Raw genomic sequence first — 24,858 nt, forward strand, 5'->3', positions numbered from 1 at the left:
GGGCCATGCGGCGGCACGTTGCAGCCACTCAACAAAGCCGTTGCGGCCTTAGGACCATCGCACTAGCTTCGCCCGCACATTTCTTCCGGGTAAGAGGCATTACGCGATGGCTAGATTTCTTTTCGTTATTTCTTTGCTCCTGTGCGCATCGGCCGCGTCCGCGCAGCAGCAGCCCGGCCACGATGCCTGCGCGCGTGATGTCAGTCGCTTCTGCCGCGCCGTGATGAACAATGGCGATGGCGCCGTGCTCGCCTGCCTGAAGCAGAACCGCACCCGGCTGAGCAAAGGCTGCGACAAGGTGCTGACGGATCACGGGCAGTAAGCTGTCATTCCGGCCTCGCGCCTGACGGCGCGCTGCGGAATGACGAACGTGAGGCTTACGTGCTGCTCCCCGCCGCGGTCGCGACCACCGGCAGCACTTCGCTATTGGCGCGGTCCGGCGTGTCCTCCTTCCAGCGCACCGAGCCGAACGGACGCTCCAGCATGCGCCGGATCCGCACCGGCTCGGGGCCGATGTGGAAGGCCATGGCTTCCTGATGCAGCGCGCGTTCGGACTGAGTCGAACGGTTGCGCTGGCGTAAGTAGTCGAGCCAAGTCGGACAATGATAGCGCTCGGTCCACAATTCCGGATCGGCGATGTCGCGTGCGATCGACCAGCCATAGGCGCCGTTGCGCTGCCGGGAGAGCTGTACGTCCTGCATCACATTGTGGAAGGCGCGGGCATTCTCTTGGCTTACGCGGTATTCGATCTCAACCACCAGGGGCCCGCTGCGGCCGGTCAGCGACAGCTTCACCTCAGGATCGGCCAGCACCTCGGCATCCTCATTGCGCGCGCCGACGCGCGGCATCGCTAGCCAGACGCCGAGCAGCGGCGAGATCAGCATCAGGCCGGCCGCGACCAGGAGTGCGACCTCGACCCCGGCATAGTCGGTGAGATGGCCCCAGCCCCAGGCGCCGATCGCGATACCACCCGAGATCGAGGCCTGGAACGCCGCGAGCGAGCGGCCCGCGACCCAGCGCGGCGCCGAGAGCTGCACGCCGATATTGAACAGCGCGATCGCGGCCATCCAGACCGCGCCGGCCAGCACCAGCGCGGTTGCCGTCAGCACCGGCTCCGTGCTCAAGCCGAGCGCGGCCATCGCAAACGCCATCGAGATGGTGCAGGCGCGGATCGCGGCTTCGCCGCTCATGCGCTTGCGCAATTCATGGATGTTGAGCGCGCCGATCACGGCCCCCATGCCGAAGGCGCCGAGCATGATGCCGTAGGTCTGCGCGCCGCCATGCAAGAGGTCGCGCGCGACCAGCGGCATCAGCGCCATCACGGCCCCGCCGATCAGGCCCATCACCAGCGTGCGCAACAGCACGATCTTGATCGGCGGTGAATTGGTGATGTACCGGAAGCCCGATACCATCGCGCGGTTGAGCTTCTCTCGCGGCAGGCGCGAGGGTTCGGTGTTGCGGCGCCAGAGCAGCAGCACCACCAGCAGCGGCAGATAGAGAATCGCGTTGCAGGCGAACGCCGCCACCGCGCCGAGCGCAGCGACGATCACGCCGCCAACTGCGGGACCGAAGCTGCGCGCAATGTTGTAGCTGATGCCGTTGAGCGCGACGGCCGAGGGCAGTGCGTCGGGCGGCACCTGTTCGCTCACCGAGGACTGCCAGGCGGGGCCGAACAGCGCATTGCCGCTGCCGACGACGAAGCAAAAGGCGAGCAGCAATTCTGGCGTGATCAGATTAAGGCCGGCCAGCACAGTGAGCGCGCTCGCGCCGACCAGCGCGATCGACAGCGAGACCAGAGTGACGATGCGTCGATCATACATGTCTGCGATGGCGCCCGCCGGCATCGAGATCAGCATGATCGGCAACATGAGCGCGGTTTGCACCAGCGCCACCTTATTGGCCGAGGCCGCCATCTGCGTCATCGCCCAGGCGGCACCAACGCCTTGGATCAGGAGGCCGAGATTGGAGAGCAGGCTGGCAAGCCAGATGCGCCGGAATACGGTGTACCGCAGCGGCGCGGTGATGCGTTCGGCGACAATTTTCTGGCGGTTGCTCTGCTCGGTCATATCCCTTCCAAACGGTCTGGCAGAAATGGTCCTGGCGATTCCGGCAAATTCAGTGATGCCCGCGAAAGTCCTTCGCTGTCCAGTGGTTAGGCCGGTATAAGCGGTGCAAAGAGGCGTTTGCCGGGGAGGAACAGATGAAGCTGTCGCGACGGACGATCCTGCAAGGGGTCAGCAGCTTGCCTTTCGCAGTTGCGAGCTTGCGGGCGGGCGCGATGGCCCAAACCGCACCGGCCGCCACGCCAAGCACTGAGCTGCCGCCGATCCTGTTGGTCCACGGCAACGGCGACTACGACGCGCTCTGGATGACGACTTTGTGGCGGATGGAATCGAACGGCGTCGCACGCGATCGCATGGCGGCGATCAATTTCACCGATCCGCTGGCGCGCAGCGACGACAAGGTCGAGCAGGCGAACCGGTTCTCGACCGAAGACCAGCGCCGCGAGCTCACCGCCGCCATCGCTGACCTGAAGCGCCGTACCGGCGCGCCGCGCGTGGCGCTGGTCGGCAGCTCCCGCGGTGGCTATGCGATCCGTAACGTCATCAAAAATGGCGGTGCCGGCGATGTCAGCCACGCCGTGTTGTGTGGCACGCCCAATCACGGCGTGTTCGCGACCGACGACCAGCCCAACAACGAGTTCAATGGCCGCGGCGCATTCCTGCGCGGCTTGAACGAGGGCGAGAGCGAGGTGACGGCGGGCACAGCTTTTCTCACCTTGCGCAGTGACGGCCTGGACAAATATGCCCAAGCCGACGGCCGTTTCATCGGAAACCCCGGCGTCCCGACCGGTGTTACCGCGGAGGGGCCGGAGCTGAAGGGCGCCACCAACCTCGTGCTCGGTGCGCTCGATCATCGCGAGGTTGCGTTTCATCCGCGCGCATTTCGCGAGATCTACAAGTTCGTCGCCGGCCGCGAGCCGATGCGCATCGCGATTGTGCCGGAGCCAAGCGTGAAGTTGAGCGGTTTGGTCACGGGCACGCCGGGCGGCGTGCCGACCAACCGTCCGGTGGCCGGCGCAACCGTCGAGGTCTTCCGCGTCGATCCCGAGACCGGAGAGCGCAAGGGCGGTGCGCTGCACAGCTCAACGATGGCCGCTGGGGACCGGTCCAGGTCGATCCCACCTGGTCGCTCGAATTCGTCCTGGCATCGCCCGACGCGCCGACGACGCACATCTACCGCTCGCCATTCCCGCGCTCGTCGGACGTCGTGCACCTGCGGCCCGCGCGCCCGCTCGGGCCGGCTGACAAGGACGCAGGAGCTGTCGTGATCATGTCTCGGCCGCGCGGCTATTTCGGTCTGCCACGCGACGTGGTGCTGCTCGACGGCAAGGAGCCGGCCGACGTCAAATCGGGCGTGCCCACGGATGCGGCAGCAACCCTGCGGCTTCCGGCGAGCGAGGTCGGGCGTAACATCGTGGCCCAGTTTGGCGAAGAACGGATTGTGGCACGCGCCTGGCCCGCCTCTGAGAACAGGATTGCGATTGCCGAGCTGACTTATTAGCTGTTTGCTTGCGTCACTTCCGCGGGAGAGAGCCATGAACATCGCCAGCGTGCGTCGGCCCATCATCCCTCCGACCCCGCCGCGTGCGCCGGACGATATGTCGTTCTTTGGCAAGCTCGCGGTGATCCGCCAGAACATGATCGCGTCCTGGGGGCAGCGCGCCTATGAGGAAGACGTCATCCCGGGCCGCTTTTTTTTCCGCAACAGTTTCATCCTGAACCAGCCGGACGCGATCCGGCACGTCCTGCTCAGCAATTACGAGAACTATACGCGCACGCCGGCGGGCATCCGCATGCTGCGCCCGGTGCTCGGTGACGGCCTCCTGATTGCGGAAGGTCATTCCTGGACGTTTCAGCGCCGCACGCTAGCCCCGGCCTTCACGCCGCGCGCTACCGCAAATCTCGTCCCGCACATGACCGCGGTGCTCGACGAAGCGATTGCGAAGCTCGACGCGCGAACCGGCGAGCCGGTCGATCTGCGCGAGGTCATGCAGCGCATGACGCTCGAGATCGCCGGACGCACGATGTTCTCGTTCGGTATGGACCGCCATGGCACGAGCTTGCGCAATTTCATCATGGAATATGCCGCGCGGCTGGGACGGCCCTATTTCCTCGACATGGTGCTGCCGGTGTCCTGGCCGAGCCCGATGGATCTTGCACGAGCGCGCTTTCGCAAGCGCTGGACCGAATTCGTTGCCATGCTGGTCGCCGAACGGCGCGCGGCGGGCAAGAAGGACGGCGCGCCGCCGCGTGACCTGTTCGACCTCATGGACGAGGCCCGCGATCCTGAAACGGGCAAGGGCTTTTCCGACGGACAGCTCGTCGACGAGGTCGCAACCATGATCCTGGCGGGTCACGAGACAACGGCGACGGCGCTGTTCTGGGCGCTCTATCTGCTGTCGCTCGACCCTGGCACGCAGGAGGAGGTCGCCTCCGAGACCCGCGGCGAACATCTCGACAGCATGGCCGACATCGAGCGGCAGAAATTCACCCGTGCCGTGATCGAGGAGACCATGCGGCTCTATCCGCCCGCCTTCCTGGTCGCGCGTGCCGCGCGCGAGAAGGACAACGCGGCCGGCATCGAGATCGGCAAGGGCGACATCATCATGATCGCGCCGTGGCTTTTGCACCGGCACGAGAAATTGTGGGATCAGCCGAACGCGTTCATTCCAAAGCGCTTCATGGCGAAAGAGCCGCCTGATCGCTTCGCATATCTGCCGTTCGGCGCGGGCCCCCGCGTCTGCATCGGCGCGCCGTTTGCGCAAGCCGAATCGGTGCTGGCGCTGGCCCGGCTGATCGGCGCGTTCCGCGTCGAGCTTGCCGATACCGTTCCCGTGATTCCGCATGGCGTCGTCACGACGCAGCCAGACCACTCACCCATGTTCCGCATCACGCGTCGGTAACGGACGCTCGTCTGGCCGATGGCGTGATCCACCTTAGACAGAGCCCCCGCCATGAGCGACATCCAGGCCCAGTTTTCCGTTCTGAAGCAGACCGCCGACGCCAAGGTGGTCGACGCGATTGCGCAACTGATCGCCAATGGTCAGGATCGAGACCTCAACCGCATCAACGTGCTGGATTTTGCCGATCGTGCCGGGCTCGATCAGGAGAAGGTCATTTCTGGATTCCTGCACGCATCGCGGCTCGGCCTGTTCGACATGAGCTGGAACGTGCTGTGTCCCGGCTGCGGAGGAGTTCTGGGTGCGCATACGACGTTGAAATCCCTGAAGCATGAAGACTACAACTGTGCGCTCTGTGCAGCTGGGTACGAGGCGTCAGTCGATGAGATGGTCGAGGTGGCTTTTACCGTCAGTCCGCGCGTCCGCCGAATCGGTGCCCACGATCCCGACACATTGCCGATCTGGGAATATGTGCGGCAGATGTTCTGGAGCTCTGGGGTCGACATCAACGATGAATCGTTCTCGCGCCTGATCAACGAAGTGACGCTGGAAGCGCTCGAATTGCCTGCCGGCGAAAAGGCGATCCTCTCGCTGAAGCTTCCTAGCCAGTTCGTCATCGTCTTCGAGCCGGTGACGCATTCCGCCCATTTCCTGGATGTTCAGGGTGAGCCGACGAGCGAACGTCAGCAGCTTTCGATCATGTTCAACAAATTAGAGGCGCCTACGGGGACCACTGTGATGCGCCCTGGACCGTTGCGCCTCACGCTCGAGAATCAATCAGGCAATCGCGTGTTGCCCTCGGTGTGGATTGCCGCCGATGCGCTGCATGAGATGATCGGCAAGCGCAAGCCCATTCTGACGGCCAAGCGGATGCTGTCCAATCAGACGTTCCGCGACGTCTTCAAGGCCGACAACCTCAATGTCGACCAGCGATTGAAGATCACGTCGCTGACCTTCCTGTTCACTGACCTGAAGGGGTCGACGGCGCTATACGAGCGAGTCGGTGATCTCAGTGCTTTTGACCTCGTGCGCGCGCATTTTCGTGCGCTGCTGGAGATCATTGCCGCCGAGAAGGGGGCGGTGGTGAAGACAATCGGCGACGCTGTCATGGCGACCTTCGTCAGACCTGAGCACGCAATTACCGCGGGGCTGCGCATGCGCGCCGCCATGGATGAATTGAACAAGGAGCGCGGCGCCAACGATCTCATTCTCAAGATCGGTATTCATGAGGGGCCTTGCCTCGCGGTGATGCTCAACGAGCGCCAGGATTATTTCGGCCAGACCGTCAACATCGCCGCGCGCGTGCAAAGCCTGTCGACCGCGCAGGAGATCCACATCACCGGTCCAGTGCTCGACGTGCCGGCGGTTGCCGAAATCCTTCAGCAGCGCGAGATCAAGCCGATCCAGAAGCAGGCGGCTCTGCGCGGCATTGCCGACAAGATGGTGGTGTACGAGATACCGTGAGGGATGCGTCCGACATGCGCTCCGTCGCAATGAGGGCGTGGCGGCGGATGCGCGCTACATCCTCCAGCGCCGATCGGACCGGGCATAACGCCAACCGGCAGATTGCCGAAACGTAATGCAGCGCGCGGAACTGACGCACATTGCGCCGGTTGAATTTGCGCCTCATATAATGCTGGTAACATCCGCCCCTCGCGGCTTCATCGATCTCGGTAGGACTTTATGCTCGACGGCCTGCGCCAATTCATCGCCGACATTGTTGCTCCCCACGACCAGACTCGCGCATTTGGCGATAGCGACTATCGGCTGGCAGCCACGGCGCTGCTGATTCACGTGGTCTCGCTGGACGGTCAGCCGAGCGCAGCCGAGCAACGTAAACTACATAGCCTGATCGAAAGCCACTTTGGGCTGGATCGCGGCACTGCGGACCGGCTGATCGCCGACGCCACCCAGGTCGAGGGCGAGGCGGTCGATCTCTATCATTTCACCAGCGTCATCATGCGCTCGCTCGACGAAGAGGGTCGCAAGCGCATCGTGCGGATGATGTGGGAGCTGGTCTATGCAGACGGCCAGGTCAGCGAGTTCGAGGACAACGTCGTCTGGCGCGCCTCCGATCTGCTCGGGATTTCGCAGCGCGACCGGATCGACTTGAAGCACGCGGTCGCGGACCGAGCCGGTGGTCAGGTCAAGGACACCGCGGTCGCGGCTGACGGCTCTGGCCTCGACTGATCGCGGCCTGCGCGGAGACATGACGAAACTTTAATTTATTCGCCGCCTGCGCCGAATTCGCCTGCAAATCAAAGGTTTTTCAGCGCGGCCTGTCGTTCTGCTCAAGCGGCCATGCTGGCGGCGCAGCTTGCATGTCGCGCGTGGCCTATGCTCTCGTTCCACCATTGCGGGGCCAAAAACTTGAATTCAAGAGACTTCGATCGTGACTGAGCGGGTGACGCTGATTACCGGTGCCTCGGCGGGTATCGGCATGGAGCTGGCGCGCGTGTTTGCCGCCAACGGGCATCGCCTCGCATTGACCGCGCGCCGGGCAGACCGGTTGGAAGCGCTCGCCGCTGAGCTGGCCGCCAAGGGCGGCAAGAAACCGATCGTGATCGCCTGCGATCTCGAGGAAGCGGATGCCGGCGACAAGATCGCGGCAGCGCTTGCCGCTGAAGGTGTCGAGCTCGATCATCTCGTCAACAATGCCGGCTTCGGCGTGTTCGGTGATGCGATCGAGCGCGATCGCGTTGAGCAGCTCGGCGTCGTCGATGTCAATGTCCGGGCCCTGACGGATCTGTCGCTGCGCTTTGCCGATCAGCTCATCAAGAACAGGGGCGGTCTTCTCAATGTCGGATCTGTCGCCGGCTTTCTGCCTGGCCCCGGCATGGCCGTCTACTACGCCTCAAAGGCCTATGTCATCTCCTTCACCGAAGCGCTGCGGGCGGAGCTTGCACCGCGCGGCGTCCGCGTCACCGTGCTTTGCCCGGGCCCGGTGCCAACCGAATTCCAGGCTCGCGCCGGTGTCGGATCCCAACATGATACGGCGGTTCTCAACGTCTCTGCCGCCGAGGTGGCCCGCGATGCGTATCGCGGTCTGATGGCCAACAAACGGGCAGTGCTGCCTGGTCTGGGCATCAAGATTGTGCCGTTGGCGCTGCGTTTCTTCCCGCGCGGCTTCATCCTGGCCGCGACCAGCCGATTCCAGAGGCGCAGATACTAAGAGAAAGCCTGAGGCGCCCCGTAGTGGCCCGGAGCTTGCTTTGATCCCGGTGTGTGCGCGAACTCACACGATGTTAACCATCGCTTAGCTATGCTGGCGGTCTGAACCGATAGCACTCGCAGAGGCCATGTCGTTCCGGACGGACAGGTTTCGTCGCGCAGAATTGGTGCCCCTCCGAAAGAGGACGCCTGGCGCGGCCGCCTTCGCCTCCGAAGCCCGGCTCCCGGTTCTGATCGTCCTGCATCAGGAATCCTCGAGCCCCGGCCGAATAGGCAACGCCCTGCGCGCGCTCGGTCATCGTCTCGACATCCGGCGACCGCGCTTCGGCGATGCCCTGCCCGAGACGCTCGATCAGCATGCCGGCGTCGTGATCTTCGGCGGCCCCATGAGCGTCAACGATCCCGACGACTACATCCGCCGTGAGATCGACTGGATCGAAATTCCGCTCCGCGAGCAGCGGCCGTTCCTCGGCGTCTGCTTAGGTGCACAGATGCTGGCGATGCAGCTCGGGGCCCGGGTCGCGCCTCATGCGGAGGCGCTGGCCCAGATCGGATACTACCCGATCAGGCCCACTGCCGCGGGACATGCGCTCTGCCCGCACTGGCCGGAGCAAGTCTACCACTGGCATCGCGAAGGATTTGATCTTCCGGTCGGCGCCGAGCTGCTTGCCGAGGGCGATGATTTTCCGGTGCAGGCGTTCCGTACGGGCAATGCCTTCGGTGTGCAGTTTCATCCAGACGTGACCTACGCGATGATGTGTCGCTGGACCACGCGCGGCTATGATGGCTTCAGCGCGCCGGGTGCGCGGCAGCGGCATCATCATTTTGCAGATCGTGCCGTCTACGATGCCGCGGAACGCGCCTGGCTCGATCACTTCATCGATGGCTGGCTGGCGCGCCGGCCGGCGCTGGCGCAAGCCGCCGAGTGATCGCGCCTTCGCGCGAAGCCCTTGCCTCTCCCCTGAATATGCTAGGCTCTCTGTCAACGTGCGCGCACGAACGCGCCGGCAAAGGGAGAGCGCCATGGCCTACGAGCACATTCTCTATGAAGTGAGCGATAAGATCGCAACCATCACGCTCAATCGCCCGGATCGTATGAACGCTTGGACGCCGATCATGGAGCGCGACGTGCGTCACGCGATGGAAGGGTCGAGCATCGACGACAATGTCCGCGTCATCGTGCTCACCGGTGCGGGCCGCGCCTTCTGCGCCGGCGCCGACATGGATGCGCTGAAGGGGCTCGATCCCGATGACGTCAGACGCGCCTCGAACCTGCCGCCCTTTGACATGAACCGCCGGCCGGATTGGCAGACGCGCTACGGCTATTACCCATCGATCAAGAAGCCGATCATTGCCATGCTCAACGGCGCGACCGCGGGCATCGGCCTCGTCCACGCGCTCTATTGCGATCTGCGCTTTGCCGCCGACAACACGGTGTTCACGACCGCCTTCGCGCGGCGCGGTCTGATCGCCGAGCACGGCATATCCTGGATGCTGCCGCGCATCGTCGGTCATGCCAATGCGCTGGACCTGTTGCTTTCGGCCCGGCGCGTGCCGAGCGCGGAAGCGCTGCGGATCGGGCTGGTGAACCGGCTCTGCTCGCCGGAAAAACTCCGCGAGGAGACCTATGCCTATGCCCGCGACCTCGCCGATTTGGTCTCACCGAGCGCGATGGCGGTGATCAAGCGGCAGCTTTACGAGGTGCCGTTCCAGACGCTGGCCGAGGCGACGATCGAAGCCAACCGAGAGATGATGGTGGCGCTGAACGGCAGCGATTTCCGGGAAGGAGTCGCAAGCTTCATGGAGAAGCGGCCACCGCGGTTTATGGGGAAATAGGGGCAGGAGCTTCGAACAGTCCGTCTTCGCCCTTTGGGCTTCGCCGGACACCACGCTTCGCGCCACGCGTAGCCCGAAGGGCCTTGGCTAATTGCTGTTTCGATTTGCGGATACGGTCCGTCTTCGCCCTTTGGGCTTCGCCGGACACCACGTTTCGCTCTTCGGACTCCTCGTGGCTGCGCCACGCGGAGCCCGGAGGCCTTGGCTAATTGCTGTTTCGATGCGGATACGGTCCGTCTTCGCCCTTTGGGCTTCGCCGGACACCACGCTTCCGGTCCGTCTTCGCCCTTTGGGCTTCGCCGGACACCACGCTTCGCTCTTCGGACTCCTCGTGGCTGCGCCACGCGTAGCCTGAAGGGCCTTGGCTAATTGCTGTTTCGATTTGCGGATACGGTCCGTCTTCGCCCTTCGGGCTTCGCCGGACACCACGCTTCGCTCTTCGGACTCCTCGTGGCTGCGCCACGCGTAGCCCGAAGGGCCTTGGCTAAGTGCTGTTTCGATTTGCGGATACGGTCCGTCTTCGCCCTTCGGGCTTCGCCGGACACCACGCTTCGCTCTTCGGACTCCTCGTGGCTGCGCCACGCGTAGCCCGAAGGGCGAAGCGTGGTGGAGCCAGGCGGGATCGAACCGCCGACCTCGTCATTGCGAACGACGCGCTCTCCCAGCTGAGCTATGGCCCCTTTGCTGGCCGCTCTGGTGAATGCGGCCGACAACCGGGCGCCATTTAAGTCCCCGCCAAGGTCAAGTCAAGGACGGGTATAACCCGGTTTTAGCCATCCGGGCGCCGACTTCCCTTGTTTGGGTCGGGGGGAACCGATATCAAGCCAGCGGCGTCAATCCCGACCGGAGCCAGAGTTTTCAAAAACCATGCGTGCCGTTCTCGACATCGTCATCATCGTGCTCGATCTTTACGTCTGGCTGCTGATCGCGTCCGCGATCCTGTCCTGGCTGATCGCCTTCAACGTGGTGAACACCCGCAACCAGTTCGTCTCGGCGGTGGCGGAGTTCCTGTACCGGATCACCGAGCCCCTGCTGGCACCTATTCGCAATTTCCTGCCCAGTCTCGGCGGCCTCGACATCTCGCCGATCATCCTGATCCTGCTGATCATGTTCATCGAGCGGGTGATCCTGTATTACATCTACCCGAACGTGATCTAGGCAAGCTGGAGCGCCTTGGTTGTCAAAGAACCCTGGCGTCCCTCCGCCACAGGAATCAGCATCGCGCTGCGGGTGACGCCGCGCGGCGGCCGCGACGACATCGACGGGATCGAGCAGCTCTCCGACGGCCGCAGCGTGCTCAAGGTGCGGGTACGCGCCATTGCCGATGGTGGCGAGGCCAACAAGTCGGTCTTGGTCCTGCTGGCGAAATCGCTTGGTGTGCCCAAGGCCAACGTCAGGCTTTTATCCGGGGCGACCTCGCGGCTGAAGCAGATCGCGATCGAAGGCGATTCGGCACGGCTCGGCGAAGCCTTGCGTCAGCTCGCTTTCGCCAAATCGATAGACCATAGGAACTGACATGACCGCGAAAATCATCGATGGAAAAGTCATTGCCGCGGAACTTCGCGGCCGCGTCGCCGAGGAGGTCGCCCGCGTCAAGCGCGAGCACAATCTGGTGCCGGGCCTTGCGGTGGTGCTGGTCGGCAACGACCCTGCCAGTGAGGTCTATGTCCGCTCCAAGCACACTCAGACGCAAGGCGCCGGCATGGCCTCGTTCGAGCACAAGCTGCCGGCCGACGTTGCGCAAGCAGATCTCCTGGCGCTCGTCGCAAAGCTCAACCGCGATCCGGCCGTGCACGGCATTCTGGTGCAACTGCCGCTGCCGAAGGGGCTGAACACCGAGGCCGTGATCAATGCCATCGATCCCGCCAAGGATGTCGATGGCCTGCATCCGAGCAATGCCGGCCGGCTCGCCGCCGGTTTTGAGGCGCTGTCGCCCTGCACGCCGCTGGGCTGCATCATCCTGACCAAAAGCGTGCACGCTTCGCTCGAAGGCATGAACGCCATCGTCATCGGCCGCTCCAACCTGGTCGGCCGTCCGCTGGTGCAGTTGCTGCTGAACGAGAACGCCACGGTCACGATCGCGCATTCGCGCTCGCGCGACCTGCCTGGCCTCGTGAAGCGCGCCGACCTCGTCTACGCCGCTGTCGGCAAGCCGGAGATGGTGCGCGGCGACTGGCTAAAGCCGGGCGCAACCGTGATCGACGTCGGCATCAATCGCATCCCCAAACAAGACGGCAAGACCCGCCTCGTCGGCGACGTTGCCTATCAGGAAGCGCTTGGGGTTGCCGGCGCGATTACGCCGGTGCCGGGCGGCGTCGGCCAGATGACGGTCGCCTGTCTGCTGGTGAATACGCTCCGTGCCGCCTGCGCGATCACAAGGCTGCCGAAGCCGGCGGTGTAGGTTTGTCGTCATTCCGGGCGATGCGCAGCATCGAACCCGGAATCTCGGGACACAAACTCCTGGATTCCGGGTTCGCGCTTCGCGCGCCCCGGAATGACCGTTAGCCCTTCTTTTTCTTCTCGCGCTCAATGCCTTCGAGGATCAGCTTGTGCGCGTCCTCGGGGCCGCCCCAGCGCAGGATTTTCACCCACTTGCCCTTCTCAAGGTCCTTGTAGTGCTCGAAGAAGTGCTGGATCTGCTGGAGCGTGATGTCAGGCAGGTCAGAGTAGCTCTTCACCTTATCGTACCGCTGCGTCAGCTTCGACGACGGCACCGCCAAAATCTTTTCGTCGCCGCCGGCCTCATCTTCCATGAACAGCACGCCGACCGGGCGCACGCTCATGACGGCGCCGGGAATGATGGCGCGGGTGTTGATGATCAGGACGTCACAGGGATCGCCGTCATCCGACAAGGTGTGCGGGATGAAGCCGTAATTCCCGGGGTAACGCATCGGCGTGTAGAGGAAGCGGTCGACCACGAGCGTGCCAGCCTCCTTGTCCATCTCGTATTTGATCGGTTCGCCACCCACGGGGACCTCGATGATGACATTGACGTCATGTGGTACGTTTTTCCCGATCGAGACCGCATCGATACGCATTCAAGGCTCCGTTGTTGCCGAGGTGACATCGCGCCCGGCAGCGATTTTGGCGCTGTCATACGCGGGCTTCGCCCGCTGATCCATCGCGTTTTTGTGAAATAATGAATCCGGCGATCACCGGCCCAAGTGGCAACGGTATCGACGGATGGAAACGCTGCCGATTCAGGTTTCAGCAGCTCAATTGGTCCAGGCGAAGGCAACCTTGTCGAGCGACTTCGGCCCGAACCGCTCCGAGGAGCGTGCCACCATGCGGCCGCCCAGGGCACGGTAGAACTCGGTGGCCGGATCGTTGTCCGACAGCGCCCACACCACCATGCTTTTCAGGCCGCTCTGCATCAGGTCGCGGCGGGCGGCGGCGAACAGGCGGCGGCCGAAGCCGAGGCCCTGGAATTCAGGACGCAGATAGAGCTCGTAGATCTCGCCGTCGAAATGCAGGCTGCGGGCGCGGTTGCGGCCATAATTGGCGTAGCCTGCGATCTTGTCGCCGAACACCAGCACGCTGACGCGGCTGCCCTTGCGGATCGCACTGTCCCACCATTGCGGACCGCGGCGGTTGATCAGCTTCTCCAGCTCGGCGCCGGGAATGATGCCCTGATAGGCCGAGCGCCAGGCTTCGTCATGGGTCGACGCCACCGCAGTTGCATCTGCGGCTTTGGCCGGCCGGACTTCGATCAGGGTTGTGCTCATGGACGCGATCAAACCAAGTCGCCGCGCCGGCGGCAAGACCTATCGTTAATTATCGGTTAACCTGTGGACTTTCTGCATCAGTTTTTAACCATGTTGTACCGAAAGAGGACAAGCCGCCGTTCAGAACGGGATCGCCCTGCCGTGCGTCGGTGCAAAACTCGCTGCGGCACCCAATGAATGCGATGGCTGCGCAAAAAGTCTGGCCGGAGTGATTCGTTCCTACTGGAGCATGATCCGGAAAAGTGAGGAGCGGTTTTCCGAAAAGATTATGCTCAAACAATAGTCTAAAGCGCGGTGACCATTCGTCTTCATCTCATCGCGCTTTCGTGTGACATCGCTGTCGGTGTCCGCCTCCTCTGGCAATTCATGCGGCTCCTCATCACCCCTGCGTTTCTGTCTTGGCTGGCCGTGCTGACTGCGTCACCTCTGTGCGCTCAGACCACGTTTGGCCCCTCCGGAGAGGAGGGCGAACCGTTTCGCCGGCAACAGTGGCGCGTGCCGTCGCCGGATACCGGCATTGCCGCGCATGCGCTGCTGTTTCGCCCCGTCGGCGCCGGCCCGTTCCGGTTCGCGGTCATTGCCCACGCCTCGACGCAGAATGGCTTGCGTCGCGCGCAAATGCCGCGACCGGAATATCGCGCGCTCACGGCGTATCTCGTCGCGCACGGGTTTGCCGTGCTGGTGCCGGAACGGCTCGGTCACGGCGCGACCGGCGGCCACTATGTCGAAGACCAGGGCGGCTGCGACGAGGCGGACTACGCGCGATCGGCCCGTGCAACGGCCGACGAAATCTCGCTCGCGCTGGACTATTTGCGAAAACAGGAATTCATCCGCAAGGAGGCTGCAACGGTCATCGGCCATTCCGCCGGCGGTTGGGGCGCGCTGGCGCTCGCCAGCGCCGAGCCGAAGGCGATCTCCGCCATCGTTGCATTCGCGCCGGGGCGCGGCGGCCATGCCAATGATGAGCCGAACAGGATCTGCGCGCCGCATACGCTCCTTGCGGCCGCCGCCGAATTCGGCAAGACCGCGCGCATCCCCGTCACGTGGCTCGTTGCCGCCAACGACAGTTACTTCGCACCGGCATTTTCTCAAAGATTGGCCGAGGCGTTTGGCGGCGGTGGCGACAAGCTCGACTTTCGCATCCTGCCGGCCGTCGGCAGCGAGGGTCATTGGATGATCGAAACCGAGGCCGGCGTCAAAGCCGCAAGCGGCGAGCTCGCGCGCGCGCTGAACCAGGGCAGGCCGGTGGCGGCCAAGAAGCCGTGGGACAATCGCTGATGCCTGAATGGCCCGACGACGATGTGATCCTGTTCGATGGCGTGTGCATCTTCTGCTCGCGCTGGGTCCGTTTCGTGGCCGCCCGCGATACGGCGAAGGGGTTTCGCTTCACGCCGGTCCAGTCGGATTATGGGGCGCGGCTCGCGCGCACGTTCGGGATCGATCCGCACGATCCCGATACCAATGCAGTGATCCACGGCGGCGAGGTGTTCATGAAGTCCGATGCCGCGCTCATGGTGCTGTCTCAGCTCCCCGGCTGGGAATGGGTGCGCCGGCTGTTCGCCGTGCCGAGGCCGCTGCGGGATCCCGTGTACAGCCTCGTCGCACGCAATCGCTATCGCATCTTCGGCAAGTACGATCCCTGTTTCGTGCCCGATGCCGATTTATGGGCGCGGGTGATCGAATAGTATCCTCGTCTTGCGAGGAGCGAAGCGACGAAGCGATCCAGAATCTCTCCGGAGAAAGACCCTGGATTTGCTTCGCTGCGCTCGCAACACGGAGCTTGCGGTCATGGCCTGCCTAGGGCCGCCAGCACTTCCCTGGCCGCTCGCTCGCCGCTGTCGCGCGCGCCATGCGCTGTCGAGAAGAAATTTGGCGAGGTTGCCTCGCCGGCGAAGAACAGCCGGCCATCAACCGGTGCGGCCAGCACGGCGCGATCGTCGGCGTGACCCGGCAGCGCGTGCGAATAGGAGCCGCGGGCGAAAGGATCGTGCGCCCAGCGCGACTCGCGCAGGGGTTTTAGCTTGCGGCGGATGTCGTTGCCGAGAAAGCCTGTAATCTCGTCGATGCTATGGGCGGCGAAGGCGCCCTCGCCGGCGTCTTCCAATTGACGCGCAAAGCTGCCGCCGAAGAAGCCATCGATGCAGGGCTGCCCGAATGGGCGGATGTGATAGGTGCCCATCGCGGTGCGCATGGTGGCGCCGCGCAGGTTTCCGTCCTTCGGAAAGGCTTCAGCATCCGCGAGCGCCAGTGTCACCTTGTCGTTGACACCGAGCGGCAGGCCGCGTGCGGCATCGAGCTTGGCGGGAAGCGGCGGAGAAAAGCGGATCGCCTCATCGGCAATCAGATTGGTCGGGACGGTGACGATCACCTTGTTCACGATCATCGTGCCCTGCGAGGTCTGGAGCCGGATGCGCTGACCGGAGTGATCGACCAGCGTAACGTTGCAGTTCAGCGCGACCGGACAGGGCACACCATAGGCCGCGATCAGCGTTCCATACCCGGCTCGCACACGCCAATTGAAATACGTGTCCTCGTAGCGCTCCATGTCGAGGATCGAGACTTGATCGAGTTCGCACCCGTTCACATAAGTCGAGACCGCGTCGATCATCGGATTCCAGCGGTTGCCAGGCTCGAGGTAGCAGGAGGCGGGCGCGTCCTCGCCGCTTTCCGCGGCCTCCCAGGCGCGTTCGTAGAATTCGTCGATCGCGTCCGCAAAGGCGATGCGCTCGGCTTCCGGAAAGGCGTCGCCATAGGCGCGATCGCCCCAAGGCGGCAGATCCGTGTTGATCTCGAAGCCGAGCTGGCGGGCAATCGCAACGAAGGAATTCTTGTCAGCCGAGTGCAGCCAGCCGCAGCCGACGTCGAAGGTCACGTCAGGCGAGGCCTGCACGGTCCAGGCGCGGCCGCCGAGCCGATTACGCGCCTCCAGAACGATCACGGAGAGGCCGGAGCCATGCAGCGCATGCGCGGCGCCAAGGCCGGCGGCACCTGCGCCGATGATCGCGACGTCGACGGAGGAGGGGAAGGACATGGAAGGGCGAATAGTGAGTGGCGAATGGCGAATAGAGTATAAGAAATGCCGCCTCTCGCCAAATAACCCTATTCGCTACTCGCCATTCCCCATTCGCTTGGCCTACGCCACCGCTTCCTTGGCCTTTTCCGCACGCTTGCGCTCGTTCGGGTCGAGATGCTTCTTACGCAGGCGGATCGACTTCGGGGTGACCTCGACGAGCTCGTCGTCCTCGATATAAGCGAGCGCCTTTTCCAGGGTCATGCGGATCGGCGGGGTCAGGCGCACCGCTTCGTCCTTGGAGGTCGTGCGGATGTTGGTGAGCTGCTTGCCCTTGAGCACGTTAATCTCGAGATCGTTGTCGCGGGTATGCTCGCCGACGATCATGCCGCGATAGACCTTCCAGCCCGGCTCGATCATCATCGGCCCGCGGTCTTCCAGCTTGAACATGGCGTAGGCGACCGCCTCGCCCTGGTCGTTGGAGATCAGGACGCCGTTGCGGCGGCCCTGGATCTCGCCCTTGTAAGGGGCATAGCCGTGGAACAGGCGGTTCATGATCGCGGTGCCGCGGGTGTCGGTCAGAAGTTCGCCCTGGTAGCCGATCAGGCCGCGGGTCGGCGCGTAGAACACCAGACGCAGGCGGTTGCCGCCGGACGGCTTCATCTCGATCAGCTCGGCCTTGCGCTCGCTCATCTTCTGCACGACGACGCCGGAATGCTCCTCGTCGACGTCGATCACGACCTCCTCGATCGGCTCCATCGTGGCACCGGTGGCTTCGTCCTTCTGGAACACGACGCGCGGGCGCGACACCGAGAGCTCAAAGCCCTCGCGGCGCATGGTCTCGATCAGGATGGCGAGCTGCAATTCGCCGCGGCCCGAGACTTCCATCGCGTCCTTGTCGGCGGCTTCGACGACGCGCAGCGCAACGTTGCCTTCGGCCTCGCGCAAGAGACGGTCGCGGATCATGCGGCTCGTCACCTTGTCGCCTTCGGTGCCGGCGAGGGGGGAGTTGTTGACGATGAACGACATCGACACGGTCGGCGGGTCGATCGGCTGGGCCGGCAGCGGCACTTCCACGGTCGGATCGCAGAACGTATCGGCGACGGTGCCCTTGGTCAGGCCCGCAATCGCAACGATGTCGCCGGCTTCCGCTTCATCGAGCGGCGTGCGCTCGAGGCCGCGGAACGCCAGGATCTTGGTGATGCGCCCCGACTCGACCAGCTTGCCGTCGGCGTTGAGCACCTTGACCTGTTGGTTCGGCTTGAGCACGCCGGAGGAGATGCGGCCGGTGATGATACGGCCGAGATAGGGGTTGGCTTCCAGGATGGTGCCGATCATCTTGAACGGACCTTCCTCGACCTTCGGCGCCGCGACGTGGCGCAGGATCAGGTCGAACAGCGGCTCCATGCCCTTGTCCTTCGGACCCTCCGGGCTTTCGGCCATCCAGCCCTGCTTGGCCGACCCGTAGAGGATCGGGAAGTCGAGCTGCTCTTCGCTGGCATCGAGCGCTGCGAACAGGTCGAACACCTCGTTGATGACCTCGGTCGGGCGCGCGTCGGGACGGTCGACCTTGTTGATGACGACGATCGGCTTCAGGCCGACCTTGAGTGCCTTGGACACCACGAACTTGGTCTGCGGCAGCGGGCCTTCGGCGGCGTCCACCAGCACCAGCGCGCCGTCCACCATGTTCAGGATGCGCTCGACCTCACCGCCGAAATCGGCGTGGCCGGGGGTGTCGACGATGTTGACGCGGGTGTCCTTCCACTGCACCGAGGCCGCCTTGGCCAGAATGGTGATGCCGCGCTCGCGCTCCAGATCGTTGGAGTCCATGGCGCGTTCGGTCACCTTCTGGTTCTCGCGGAACGTGCCGGACTGCTGGAGGAGGCGGTCGACCAGGGTCGTCTTGCCGTGGTCGACGTGGGCGATAATGGCAACGTTGCGGAGGTTCATGAGTGAGCTTCTTTGCGTTCGAACAATGGGTTAAGCGCGATCTCGCCGGTCGGACCGGGACCTCTTCTCGAAACAACGCTGAAAGACTGGAAACGGGCGCTCGCCGCCCAAAAAGGAAGCCCGGCCATATCAGACCGGGCGCCCTACGCGTTGCGGCGCAATATATGCAAAAACAGCCAAAAAACAATGTGTACTTTGGCCGTTGGTTGACTGAATTTTGTCCGGGAATCTCCGGGGGTTAGGCGAATAGCGGCGTTAAGCGCGCCGCCCCTTGATCGCCGCCCAGATCAGGGCAATCCCGCCGATTCCCACGACTAGGCCCAGGAAGACCAGCGGTGCGATGTCGGAGGCGATCCGGCCGTCCTCGACGACCGACATTCCGCCAAAGAGCAAGGCGCAGACACCCGGCAGCAGCATGATCAGCCCGAAGATCGCCATGAGGGCGGTCAGGCAGCCGCCGCGTTTGTTCGCCGGGGCAGGAGGCAGTCCCGGCGGCGGTATGTTGCTGATGCTCATGCTTGCAAGACTCCGTCGGTCGTCTGTGCAGCGAGGGCCGCGCGAACGCCGTCGATGTTTCCGTTGCGGTAGAACAGATTGTAGGTGTCAAACGGAATGATCGAGCCTTGCTCCGTCACGAAATGGATGCAGCTGCGCTTGACGTTGCCGACGCAGAAATTGAAGCGATCGAGAAACTGCACGATGGTGACGCGGAACACGTTCTCGTAAGTGAGCCCTTGCGGCACCTGAAAGCTCGGCAGGCAACATAGCAGTTCGCAGACGCGTTCGGGGGTGTTGAGCGGGCCCGACGACAGCGAGAAGAGGTCAATAAACTTCTCCTTCAGCACCGGATATTTCTCCGGGCTGATCGTGTTCGGCATCACCGCGACGAGCTGCTCCTGCGGGATCAGCGAGGTCAGCGGCAGCACGTTCTCGCCGTTGCGCAGGCCGTAGCCGATCGAGATGCTTTCGGGATTGCAGGGCAGCGGGATCATGTCCTTGTCGCCGAACACGTCGGTCTCGATCACGCGCTTGCGGATCTCCGACAGCATGATGCGGTCGGTGTTCTTGTCGAAGTTCTCGTTACGGCCGGCGTCCTGCACCGGCTGCAGCGTGACCCCACGCACGCATTTCCAGGTGAGCGCGTGGCGGACGATGAAGCGCGAACACGCCCATGGCGGTGCTCTCATAGAGCTGCACCGGGTGGCGAAGAAGGCCGTCGCCGAAATCATGGCCAAAGGGCAGCGCCGTGGGCGTGCCATAGGTGAAATCGTCGAGGCCCGCGAAGTAGCAGCCGATCCGGCCGACCGCGATGCCGAGCGCCAGCGGCAGGGCAAAACGGGCGCCGGTTCGCGCCGTGATGCCTGCGGACCATTTGTAGAGCTCGATCGCCACGATGCCGCCGGCGAGCGCACCCTCGACCGAGCGCGCAACGCCGCTCTGGCCCGACAGCCACAGATTGACCGACCCGAACAGGTAGGCGCCGACGCCTGCGCCGAACACCAGGGCGGCGATGTAGGACATTTCGAAGGATTGCACAGGAAACCGCAAGCCCTGTCGCGACAGCCAGTAGACGGCAGCTGCCGCCGCCAGCCATGCTGCAATATCGAAGACCGTATGAAGGAAAGCCCCGCTCATGCGGCGGAGAGCATAGCACGATCACGCCAGCGGAGCGCTCATGTCCTCTCCCATGTGCACTGCCTTCACAAGGGAGAAGAGGCGAGACTAGGTTCGCTATCCGGCCTCCCGCTCCTCCGTTGGATAGACGCCTCGCAGCACTTCCTCGAAGTGCAGCTTGACAGCATCGTTGCAGAGGCAGGCGCGCAGGCGAAGGCCGTCGCGGCTGCGGACGAGGATTGAACCGCGCCTCGTGTCGAGCACGCCTTCGGCTTTGAACGATTGGAGCACGCGGCTCGCATAGCTGCGCCCCACTCCGAGCAATGTCGCAAGCTGCTCATGCGTCAGCGGCACGCTGCTTTCGTCGCCGGTACGCTCCATTGCTGCCAAGATCCATTTGGCGGTGCGCTGCTCGATCGAGTGGATGGCGTTGCAGGCGGTCGACTGGAAGATTTGCGCCAGCATGCAATCGGCATAGCGGGCGAAGATGTTGCGCAGTGACGGCGAACGTGTCTTGGCTGCTTCCAGTTTGCCGACGTGAATGCGCGAAAATGGGCCGCCGAACTTCACGCAGATGCGGGTATAGGCCGGCAGAAATCCCTCGCTGACGATGCCGCCCACCGCGCCTTCACGACCGACCAGGATGGTCTCGACGTCGCGGCCATCCTCGTTAGGGACGAGAAAGGTCGCAAGCGAGGGTCCGCAGGGGAAGTGGACGACCTGGACGTCATCGCCGGGATTGTAGAGCAGTTCGCCGGCCGCGCAGTCCTCGATGATGACGTGCGGCGCGAGCAGTGCGTAATCCGCCGGGCTCAGGCGCCGCAACAGATTGTTGATCGGCCGGCTGTCGACCTCGCTTGTACTGCCGATACGCGCATCCATCGTGAACCCCCCGTGCTCTTTTCCACAATACCGGGTTCCGTCCGTTTCCTGTGTGCACAAGTGGACAGACTGAAGAACTGTGATGTGGTGGTTTCGTTCCGGGAACCCTCCGATGCGCTGGGCGCAGGCGTCGTGGCGCGGCTGTCCTGATCAGAAAAACCTCTCGCTCCAAGATGCGATCATGGCACCCGCACTTCTCGATGGCTTCCCATGTCCTGCCGACGTCCTCGTCGTCGAGGACGATCCGATCATTGCAATCGATTTCGAGGACCGTCTGCTCGGGTTTGGCGTGAGGCAGGTGCGCACCGCCGGGTCGGTGACGCAGGCGCTGGACGCGATCGCGAAAGGTGCTCCCGATTTCGCCCTGCTCGACGTCGAGCTGAACCGCGAGAAGAGCTTTGCGATCGCCGAGCGACTGGTGGCGCTGAACGTCCCATTTGTCTTCGTCACCGGTTATGGTGCCGAAACGCGGATTCCGCCCGAATTTGCGGCGCGGCCGCGGCTGCAAAAGCCGTGCTCGAGCGAGGCGCTGGAGGCTGCGCTGCGGACGCGCGGTCGCTGAGGTTCAGGCAGATTTCGGGTCGAGCGTGGTCGACCACAGCGCCACGTCGGCGCGGTCGCGCAAGCTCACCGTCATCTGGCCGGAGGCGCCGTCGATCTTGACGTGGCCGAAGAACTGCATCCCGGCAGACGGCGGCAGGTTCTGGCTGTCCTTGCCCGGTGCCTTGACGAAGCGCACCTCCGGCCCAAAGGTGTTGTCGAGCGCGTTCGGACCGAAAGTGCCCGCATGCAGCGGACCCGAGACGAACTCCCAGAACGGCTCGAAATCCTGGAATTGTGCCTTGTTCGGATCGTAATAATGCGCGGCGGCATAGTGTACGTCCGCGGTCAGCCACACCGTGTTGCTGATCGACGCCATCTTAATGAAGCGAAGGATGTCCGCGATCTCGAACTCGCGGCCGCGTACCGGGCCGTCGCCTTGCGCAATCGCTTCCGATCCGCCTTTCGGCGTGTCCGCGACGATGAGACTGAGCGGCATGTCGGAGGCGATCACCTTCCAGGTCGCGCGCGAATTCAACAGGCCGCGCTTGAGCCAGGCGATCTGGTCGGGTCCGAGGAAGTGGCTGGCCGGTCCGTATTCCGTTTCCAGATTGGCGCCGTTCGCGCCGCGATAGCTGCGCTCGTCGAGCACGAACACGTCGAGATGCGGGCCGTAGGAGATCTGGCGATAAATCCGGCCCGGTTCAGTGATGCTCTCGCGCATCGGATACATCTCGTGAAAGGCGCGCGTTGCGCGCGCGGCGAGCAGCGTGATGTCGCGTACTTTGTATGACGCCGGCAACTCCTTCGATAGCGACCAGTTGTTGGTGACCTCGTGGTCGTCCCACTGCACGAAGATCGGCACGTCGGCATTGAAGGCGCGGAGGTTGTCGTCGATCAGATTGTATTTGTGCGCGGCGCGGTACTCGTCCAGCGTCTCCGCGACCTTGGCCTTCTCGGGGATTGTGACGTTCTTCCAGATCTTGCCGTCGGCGAGCTTCACCTCGGATTGGATGAGGCTGTCGGCGTAGATCGTATCGCCCGAGTGCAGGAAGAAATCCGGACGATGCTTGCGCATCGCGGCGAAGGTGAACATGCCGCCGTCGTCAGGGTTGATGCCCCAGCCCTGGCCGGCGACGTCGCCACCCCAGATGAAGCTGACATCGCGGCGGTCGGCCGGCGCGGTGCGGAAGCGGCCGGTCACCGGCTCGCCCTCGACCGCGCTATGCGAGAGATCGCGGAAGCGCACGCGATAGAAGATGTCCTGTCCGCCCGGCAGGTTCTCGATCAGCATTTTGGCCGTGAAGTCGCTCTCGGGCAGCGCTGCGATCGGCGGCAGCGCGCGAGCGTCCCTGAACGACTCCGTCGTCGCCACCTCGACCAGCATTTGAGCCGGCCGGTCGGTGCGTGCCCACACCACGCCGCCGTCGACCGTGACGTCGCCTGATTGTACGCCATGGGTGACTGCAGGCCGGTCAGCCGCTCGCGACAGATAAGGCATCGCGATCGTGCCAAGCGCGCCCGCGCTGGTGGTGAGGAAACGGCGGCGTGAGAATGTGATGGTCATGGGACGGTCCCGATTTCGCCAGGGACGGGTGCCTTGCGGCAGCCGCCACGATGAGATCAGACCCTATATTGAGACAATGTGACGCAGCAATAACGCGCAGGCGCTACGCGTTGCCGGCGGCTCTGAATTGCGTGCCCGTGCGGGGCGGCGTCTGCGGCAGGCTGAACAGCACCGCCTTACGGTCGGCGACGGCGGCATGGAATTGGTCGAGTGCGATGTTGAAGGCGGTGAGCGCGGCCTCCTCGATCGCACCGTGATCGAAGCAGCGCAGCGTGTCGCGCAAAATCACGTCGGCTTCGGCCTGCATCTGGTCGAGCTCTTCGGTCGTCTCGCTCTTGCGGGCCGCCGTGATCATGTCGAGCAGGCGTTCGCGCAAATGGCTGTTGTTGTCGCGCTCGTCCTTCTTCAGATAGCCGGCAAACCAGGCGCCGATCGAGCCCATGGCGGAGAGCGCCATCAGGCTCCACCAGATGTAGTCGCTGTATTTGTCGAGAAAGGTTTTTTCCTCGCCGTCGACGAAGGCGGCGGCGCCGGGATGCACGGGGATCACCGCATCCTTGTCGGTGTCGGGCGTCTCGATCTTCGCCGCCAGTGGGAATTCCGTCACCAATTGCTGGCGCACGGCGAACAGCTGGCGCGTGAATGCCGCGATGGTGGTTTCGGACACAGCTTTGCGCGCCACGATGTGGTGCGCAAAGCTGATGGTCTTGACCTCGTCGTCCGGGCGGTCGGGTGAACCGCCATAGGCGCCGGCTGGAATCTCCGCGGATTCGTAGACCGGGTGGTTCTGCGCGATCGCGTCGGCGGAATCGATCGCGAGGAAAGTCGGCGTGCCGCCCTCTTTGACCGATGCAGAGATCGCGTCCGCCGTGATCTTGCTGTTGACCGGGCCGGCCGCGAGGTAGACGTCGGCCTTCTGGGCCTTGATCGCCTCGGCAACCTCGTTGGCCGGGAATTGCACGATCTCGACCTTGGCGGGATCGACGCCGTATTGCTGGAGGATCACCTTGAGCAGGTTGACGTTGGCCTGGGTGCGGCCGACGACACCGACGCGATGGCCGGCGAGTTGTGCCACCTTGGTGATCTTCGCGCCCTTCTTCTTGCCCTTGCCCGCTACGGCCCACAGCACCACGACATTCTTGCGCAGCGTCGCGACCGCCTGCGCGTTCTTCGGCACATCGAGGTCGCCGCGCACGATGGCAAGATCGACCTTGCCTTCCGCGAGGGCATTGGCGCTGGCGGTGGCGCCGTCGGTCTGGATCGGGCGCAGCCGCACCTGACTCTTGTTCTGCGTGAAAGCCTGAGTCAGCGCCTGCACCACCTTGACGTCATCGCTGCTGGCGGGACCAACCGCGATCTTCAGCGTCACCGGCCGCATCGCGAAGTAGTAACCGCCGGCGAGCGCACCGACGATCGCAAGCACGAGGGCCAGAGACACGAGCGCGGTCTTCCGCGCCGCGGATCGCGGCGAAGGCGGAGAGGGCGTTTCGGCCAGGTTCAGTCCCCCGGTCATCGATCTCCCAAACAGGCGCTTGAGGCTCAGTTTCATCTTCGCCGGCGATTTACGCCCGCAATTGTAGCAAATTTCTTGTCCGGCGGG

Annotated in this window: 22 protein-coding genes, 1 tRNA gene and 3 pseudogenes; 14 read left to right on the forward strand and 12 right to left on the reverse strand. The window is 63.8% G+C overall.

Going from position 1 to position 24,858, the window contains the following annotated elements; genetic code table 11:
- The first annotated feature begins 106 nt into the window (after nucleotides 1-106).
- The gene (locus IVA87_RS00260; RefSeq protein ID WP_247280007.1) at nucleotides 107-322 is read left to right on the forward strand and encodes a cysteine rich repeat-containing protein; all 216 of its coding nucleotides are present in this window, start codon (nucleotides 107-109) and stop codon (nucleotides 320-322) included.
- Nucleotides 323-377: 55 nt separating this feature from the next.
- Here the strand turns inward: IVA87_RS00260 and IVA87_RS00265 are convergent, their stop codons facing one another.
- Nucleotides 378-2,066, reverse strand: a complete 1,689-nt coding sequence (locus IVA87_RS00265; protein WP_247332301.1) for an MFS transporter — start codon at nucleotides 2,064-2,066, stop codon at nucleotides 378-380.
- A gap of 134 nt (nucleotides 2,067-2,200) precedes the next feature.
- Between IVA87_RS00265 and IVA87_RS00270 the strand changes: the two are divergent.
- From IVA87_RS00270 to IVA87_RS00300, 7 genes and pseudogenes are all read left to right on the forward strand, one after another.
- Nucleotides 2,201-3,564: pseudogene (locus tag IVA87_RS00270) on the forward strand (hydrolase).
- Between the two features lie 34 nt (nucleotides 3,565-3,598).
- Nucleotides 3,599-4,966 (forward strand): cytochrome P450, encoded by a 1,368-nt coding sequence (locus IVA87_RS00275; protein WP_247332303.1) that lies wholly within the window; start codon nucleotides 3,599-3,601, stop codon nucleotides 4,964-4,966.
- Between the two features lie 51 nt (nucleotides 4,967-5,017).
- Nucleotides 5,018-6,427 (forward strand): adenylate/guanylate cyclase domain-containing protein, encoded by a 1,410-nt coding sequence (locus tag IVA87_RS00280; RefSeq protein ID WP_247299823.1) that lies wholly within the window; start codon nucleotides 5,018-5,020, stop codon nucleotides 6,425-6,427.
- A 219-nt stretch (nucleotides 6,428-6,646) separates the two neighbouring features.
- Nucleotides 6,647-7,153: a TerB family tellurite resistance protein gene (locus tag IVA87_RS00285; protein WP_247299824.1), complete on the forward strand. Its 507-nt coding sequence runs from the start codon at nucleotides 6,647-6,649 to the stop codon at nucleotides 7,151-7,153.
- Nucleotides 7,154-7,355: 202 nt separating this feature from the next.
- Complete coding sequence (locus tag IVA87_RS00290) at nucleotides 7,356-8,135, forward strand: SDR family oxidoreductase (protein ID WP_247299826.1); 780 nt, start codon at nucleotides 7,356-7,358, stop codon at nucleotides 8,133-8,135.
- A gap of 127 nt (nucleotides 8,136-8,262) precedes the next feature.
- The gene (locus IVA87_RS00295) at nucleotides 8,263-9,063 is read left to right on the forward strand and encodes a glutamine amidotransferase (protein WP_247299827.1); all 801 of its coding nucleotides are present in this window, start codon (nucleotides 8,263-8,265) and stop codon (nucleotides 9,061-9,063) included.
- Nucleotides 9,064-9,157: 94 nt separating this feature from the next.
- Nucleotides 9,158-9,970 carry an enoyl-CoA hydratase gene (locus IVA87_RS00300; RefSeq protein WP_247332305.1) on the forward strand — a complete coding sequence of 271 codons (813 nt, stop codon included), beginning with the start codon at nucleotides 9,158-9,160 and terminating at the stop codon, nucleotides 9,968-9,970.
- A gap of 604 nt (nucleotides 9,971-10,574) precedes the next feature.
- On the opposite strand, the gene IVA87_RS00305 is transcribed toward IVA87_RS00300, so the two are convergent.
- Nucleotides 10,575-10,650: transfer RNA gene (locus IVA87_RS00305), tRNA-Ala, on the reverse strand.
- 187 nt (nucleotides 10,651-10,837) lie between these two features.
- Between IVA87_RS00305 and IVA87_RS00310 the strand changes: the two genes are divergently transcribed.
- Genes IVA87_RS00310 through folD form a run of 3 tightly spaced genes read left to right on the forward strand, consistent with a single transcriptional unit; the run spans nucleotide 10,838 to nucleotide 12,371 of the window.
- On the forward strand, nucleotides 10,838-11,128 hold the full coding sequence (locus IVA87_RS00310) for a YggT family protein (protein ID WP_008539240.1): 291 nt from the start codon (nucleotides 10,838-10,840) through the stop codon (nucleotides 11,126-11,128).
- Nucleotides 11,129-11,143: 15 nt separating this feature from the next.
- Nucleotides 11,144-11,485, forward strand: coding sequence for a DUF167 domain-containing protein (locus IVA87_RS00315; RefSeq protein ID WP_247299831.1), 342 nt, complete (start codon nucleotides 11,144-11,146; stop codon nucleotides 11,483-11,485).
- Between the two features lies 1 nt (nucleotide 11,486).
- Nucleotides 11,487-12,371 carry a bifunctional methylenetetrahydrofolate dehydrogenase/methenyltetrahydrofolate cyclohydrolase FolD gene (folD, locus tag IVA87_RS00320; RefSeq protein ID WP_247299834.1) on the forward strand — a complete coding sequence of 295 codons (885 nt, stop codon included), beginning with the start codon at nucleotides 11,487-11,489 and terminating at the stop codon, nucleotides 12,369-12,371.
- Nucleotides 12,372-12,471: 100 nt separating this feature from the next.
- On the opposite strand, the gene ppa is transcribed toward folD, so the two are convergent.
- Nucleotides 12,472-13,008 (reverse strand): inorganic diphosphatase, encoded by a 537-nt coding sequence (gene ppa, locus IVA87_RS00325; protein ID WP_247299836.1) that lies wholly within the window; start codon nucleotides 13,006-13,008, stop codon nucleotides 12,472-12,474.
- 177 nt (nucleotides 13,009-13,185) lie between these two features.
- Entirely contained in the window at nucleotides 13,186-13,695 is a 510-nt protein-coding gene (locus tag IVA87_RS00330; RefSeq protein WP_008136728.1) for a GNAT family N-acetyltransferase, read from the reverse strand.
- A 366-nt stretch (nucleotides 13,696-14,061) separates the two neighbouring features.
- Here IVA87_RS00330 and IVA87_RS00335 point away from each other — a divergent pair, with 366 nt between their 5' ends.
- Nucleotides 14,062-14,973 (forward strand): alpha/beta fold hydrolase, encoded by a 912-nt coding sequence (locus IVA87_RS00335; RefSeq protein ID WP_247299838.1) that lies wholly within the window; start codon nucleotides 14,062-14,064, stop codon nucleotides 14,971-14,973.
- Complete coding sequence (locus tag IVA87_RS00340; RefSeq protein WP_247299841.1) at nucleotides 14,973-15,380, forward strand: DCC1-like thiol-disulfide oxidoreductase family protein; 408 nt, start codon at nucleotides 14,973-14,975, stop codon at nucleotides 15,378-15,380. The genes IVA87_RS00335 and IVA87_RS00340 overlap by 1 nt, the downstream gene beginning before the upstream one ends.
- Nucleotides 15,381-15,481: 101 nt before the next feature.
- On the opposite strand, the gene IVA87_RS00345 is transcribed toward IVA87_RS00340, so the two are convergent.
- From IVA87_RS00345 to IVA87_RS00370, 6 genes and pseudogenes are all read right to left on the reverse strand, one after another.
- Nucleotides 15,482-16,726, reverse strand: coding sequence for an NAD(P)/FAD-dependent oxidoreductase (locus tag IVA87_RS00345; protein WP_247332307.1), 1,245 nt, complete (start codon nucleotides 16,724-16,726; stop codon nucleotides 15,482-15,484).
- 102 nt (nucleotides 16,727-16,828) lie between these two features.
- Nucleotides 16,829-18,655 (reverse strand): translational GTPase TypA, encoded by a 1,827-nt coding sequence (gene typA, locus IVA87_RS00350; protein WP_247299845.1) that lies wholly within the window; start codon nucleotides 18,653-18,655, stop codon nucleotides 16,829-16,831.
- A gap of 255 nt (nucleotides 18,656-18,910) precedes the next feature.
- Nucleotides 18,911-19,171 carry a hypothetical protein gene (locus tag IVA87_RS00355; RefSeq protein ID WP_247299849.1) on the reverse strand — a complete coding sequence of 87 codons (261 nt, stop codon included), beginning with the start codon at nucleotides 19,169-19,171 and terminating at the stop codon, nucleotides 18,911-18,913.
- Nucleotides 19,168-19,809: pseudogene (locus IVA87_RS00360) on the reverse strand (radical SAM protein); the annotation flags it as partial. The pseudogene IVA87_RS00360 and the gene IVA87_RS00355, both read right to left, overlap by 4 nt.
- 1 nt (nucleotide 19,810) lies before the next feature.
- Nucleotides 19,811-20,290, reverse strand: a pseudogene (locus tag IVA87_RS00365) (prolipoprotein diacylglyceryl transferase family protein); the annotation flags it as partial.
- A 96-nt stretch (nucleotides 20,291-20,386) separates the two neighbouring features.
- Entirely contained in the window at nucleotides 20,387-21,151 is a 765-nt protein-coding gene (locus IVA87_RS00370) for a Crp/Fnr family transcriptional regulator (protein WP_247299853.1), read from the reverse strand.
- Nucleotides 21,152-21,332: 181 nt separating this feature from the next.
- Here IVA87_RS00370 and IVA87_RS00375 point away from each other — a divergent pair, with 181 nt between their 5' ends.
- Nucleotides 21,333-21,713, forward strand: a complete 381-nt coding sequence (locus tag IVA87_RS00375; RefSeq protein WP_247332309.1) for a response regulator — start codon at nucleotides 21,333-21,335, stop codon at nucleotides 21,711-21,713.
- 3 nt (nucleotides 21,714-21,716) lie between these two features.
- Here the strand turns inward: IVA87_RS00375 and IVA87_RS00380 are convergent, their stop codons facing one another.
- Both IVA87_RS00380 and IVA87_RS00385 read right to left on the reverse strand, forming a co-directional pair.
- Nucleotides 21,717-23,258, reverse strand: coding sequence for an alkaline phosphatase D family protein (locus IVA87_RS00380; protein ID WP_247332311.1), 1,542 nt, complete (start codon nucleotides 23,256-23,258; stop codon nucleotides 21,717-21,719).
- Between the two features lie 103 nt (nucleotides 23,259-23,361).
- Nucleotides 23,362-24,807, reverse strand: coding sequence for a TAXI family TRAP transporter solute-binding subunit (locus IVA87_RS00385; protein ID WP_247299859.1), 1,446 nt, complete (start codon nucleotides 24,805-24,807; stop codon nucleotides 23,362-23,364).
- Between the last annotated feature and the right edge of the window lie 51 nt (nucleotides 24,808-24,858).

Source organism: Bradyrhizobium sp. 147, assembly GCF_023073935.1.
In the GTDB taxonomy this organism is placed as follows: Bacteria; Pseudomonadota; Alphaproteobacteria; order Rhizobiales; family Xanthobacteraceae; genus Bradyrhizobium.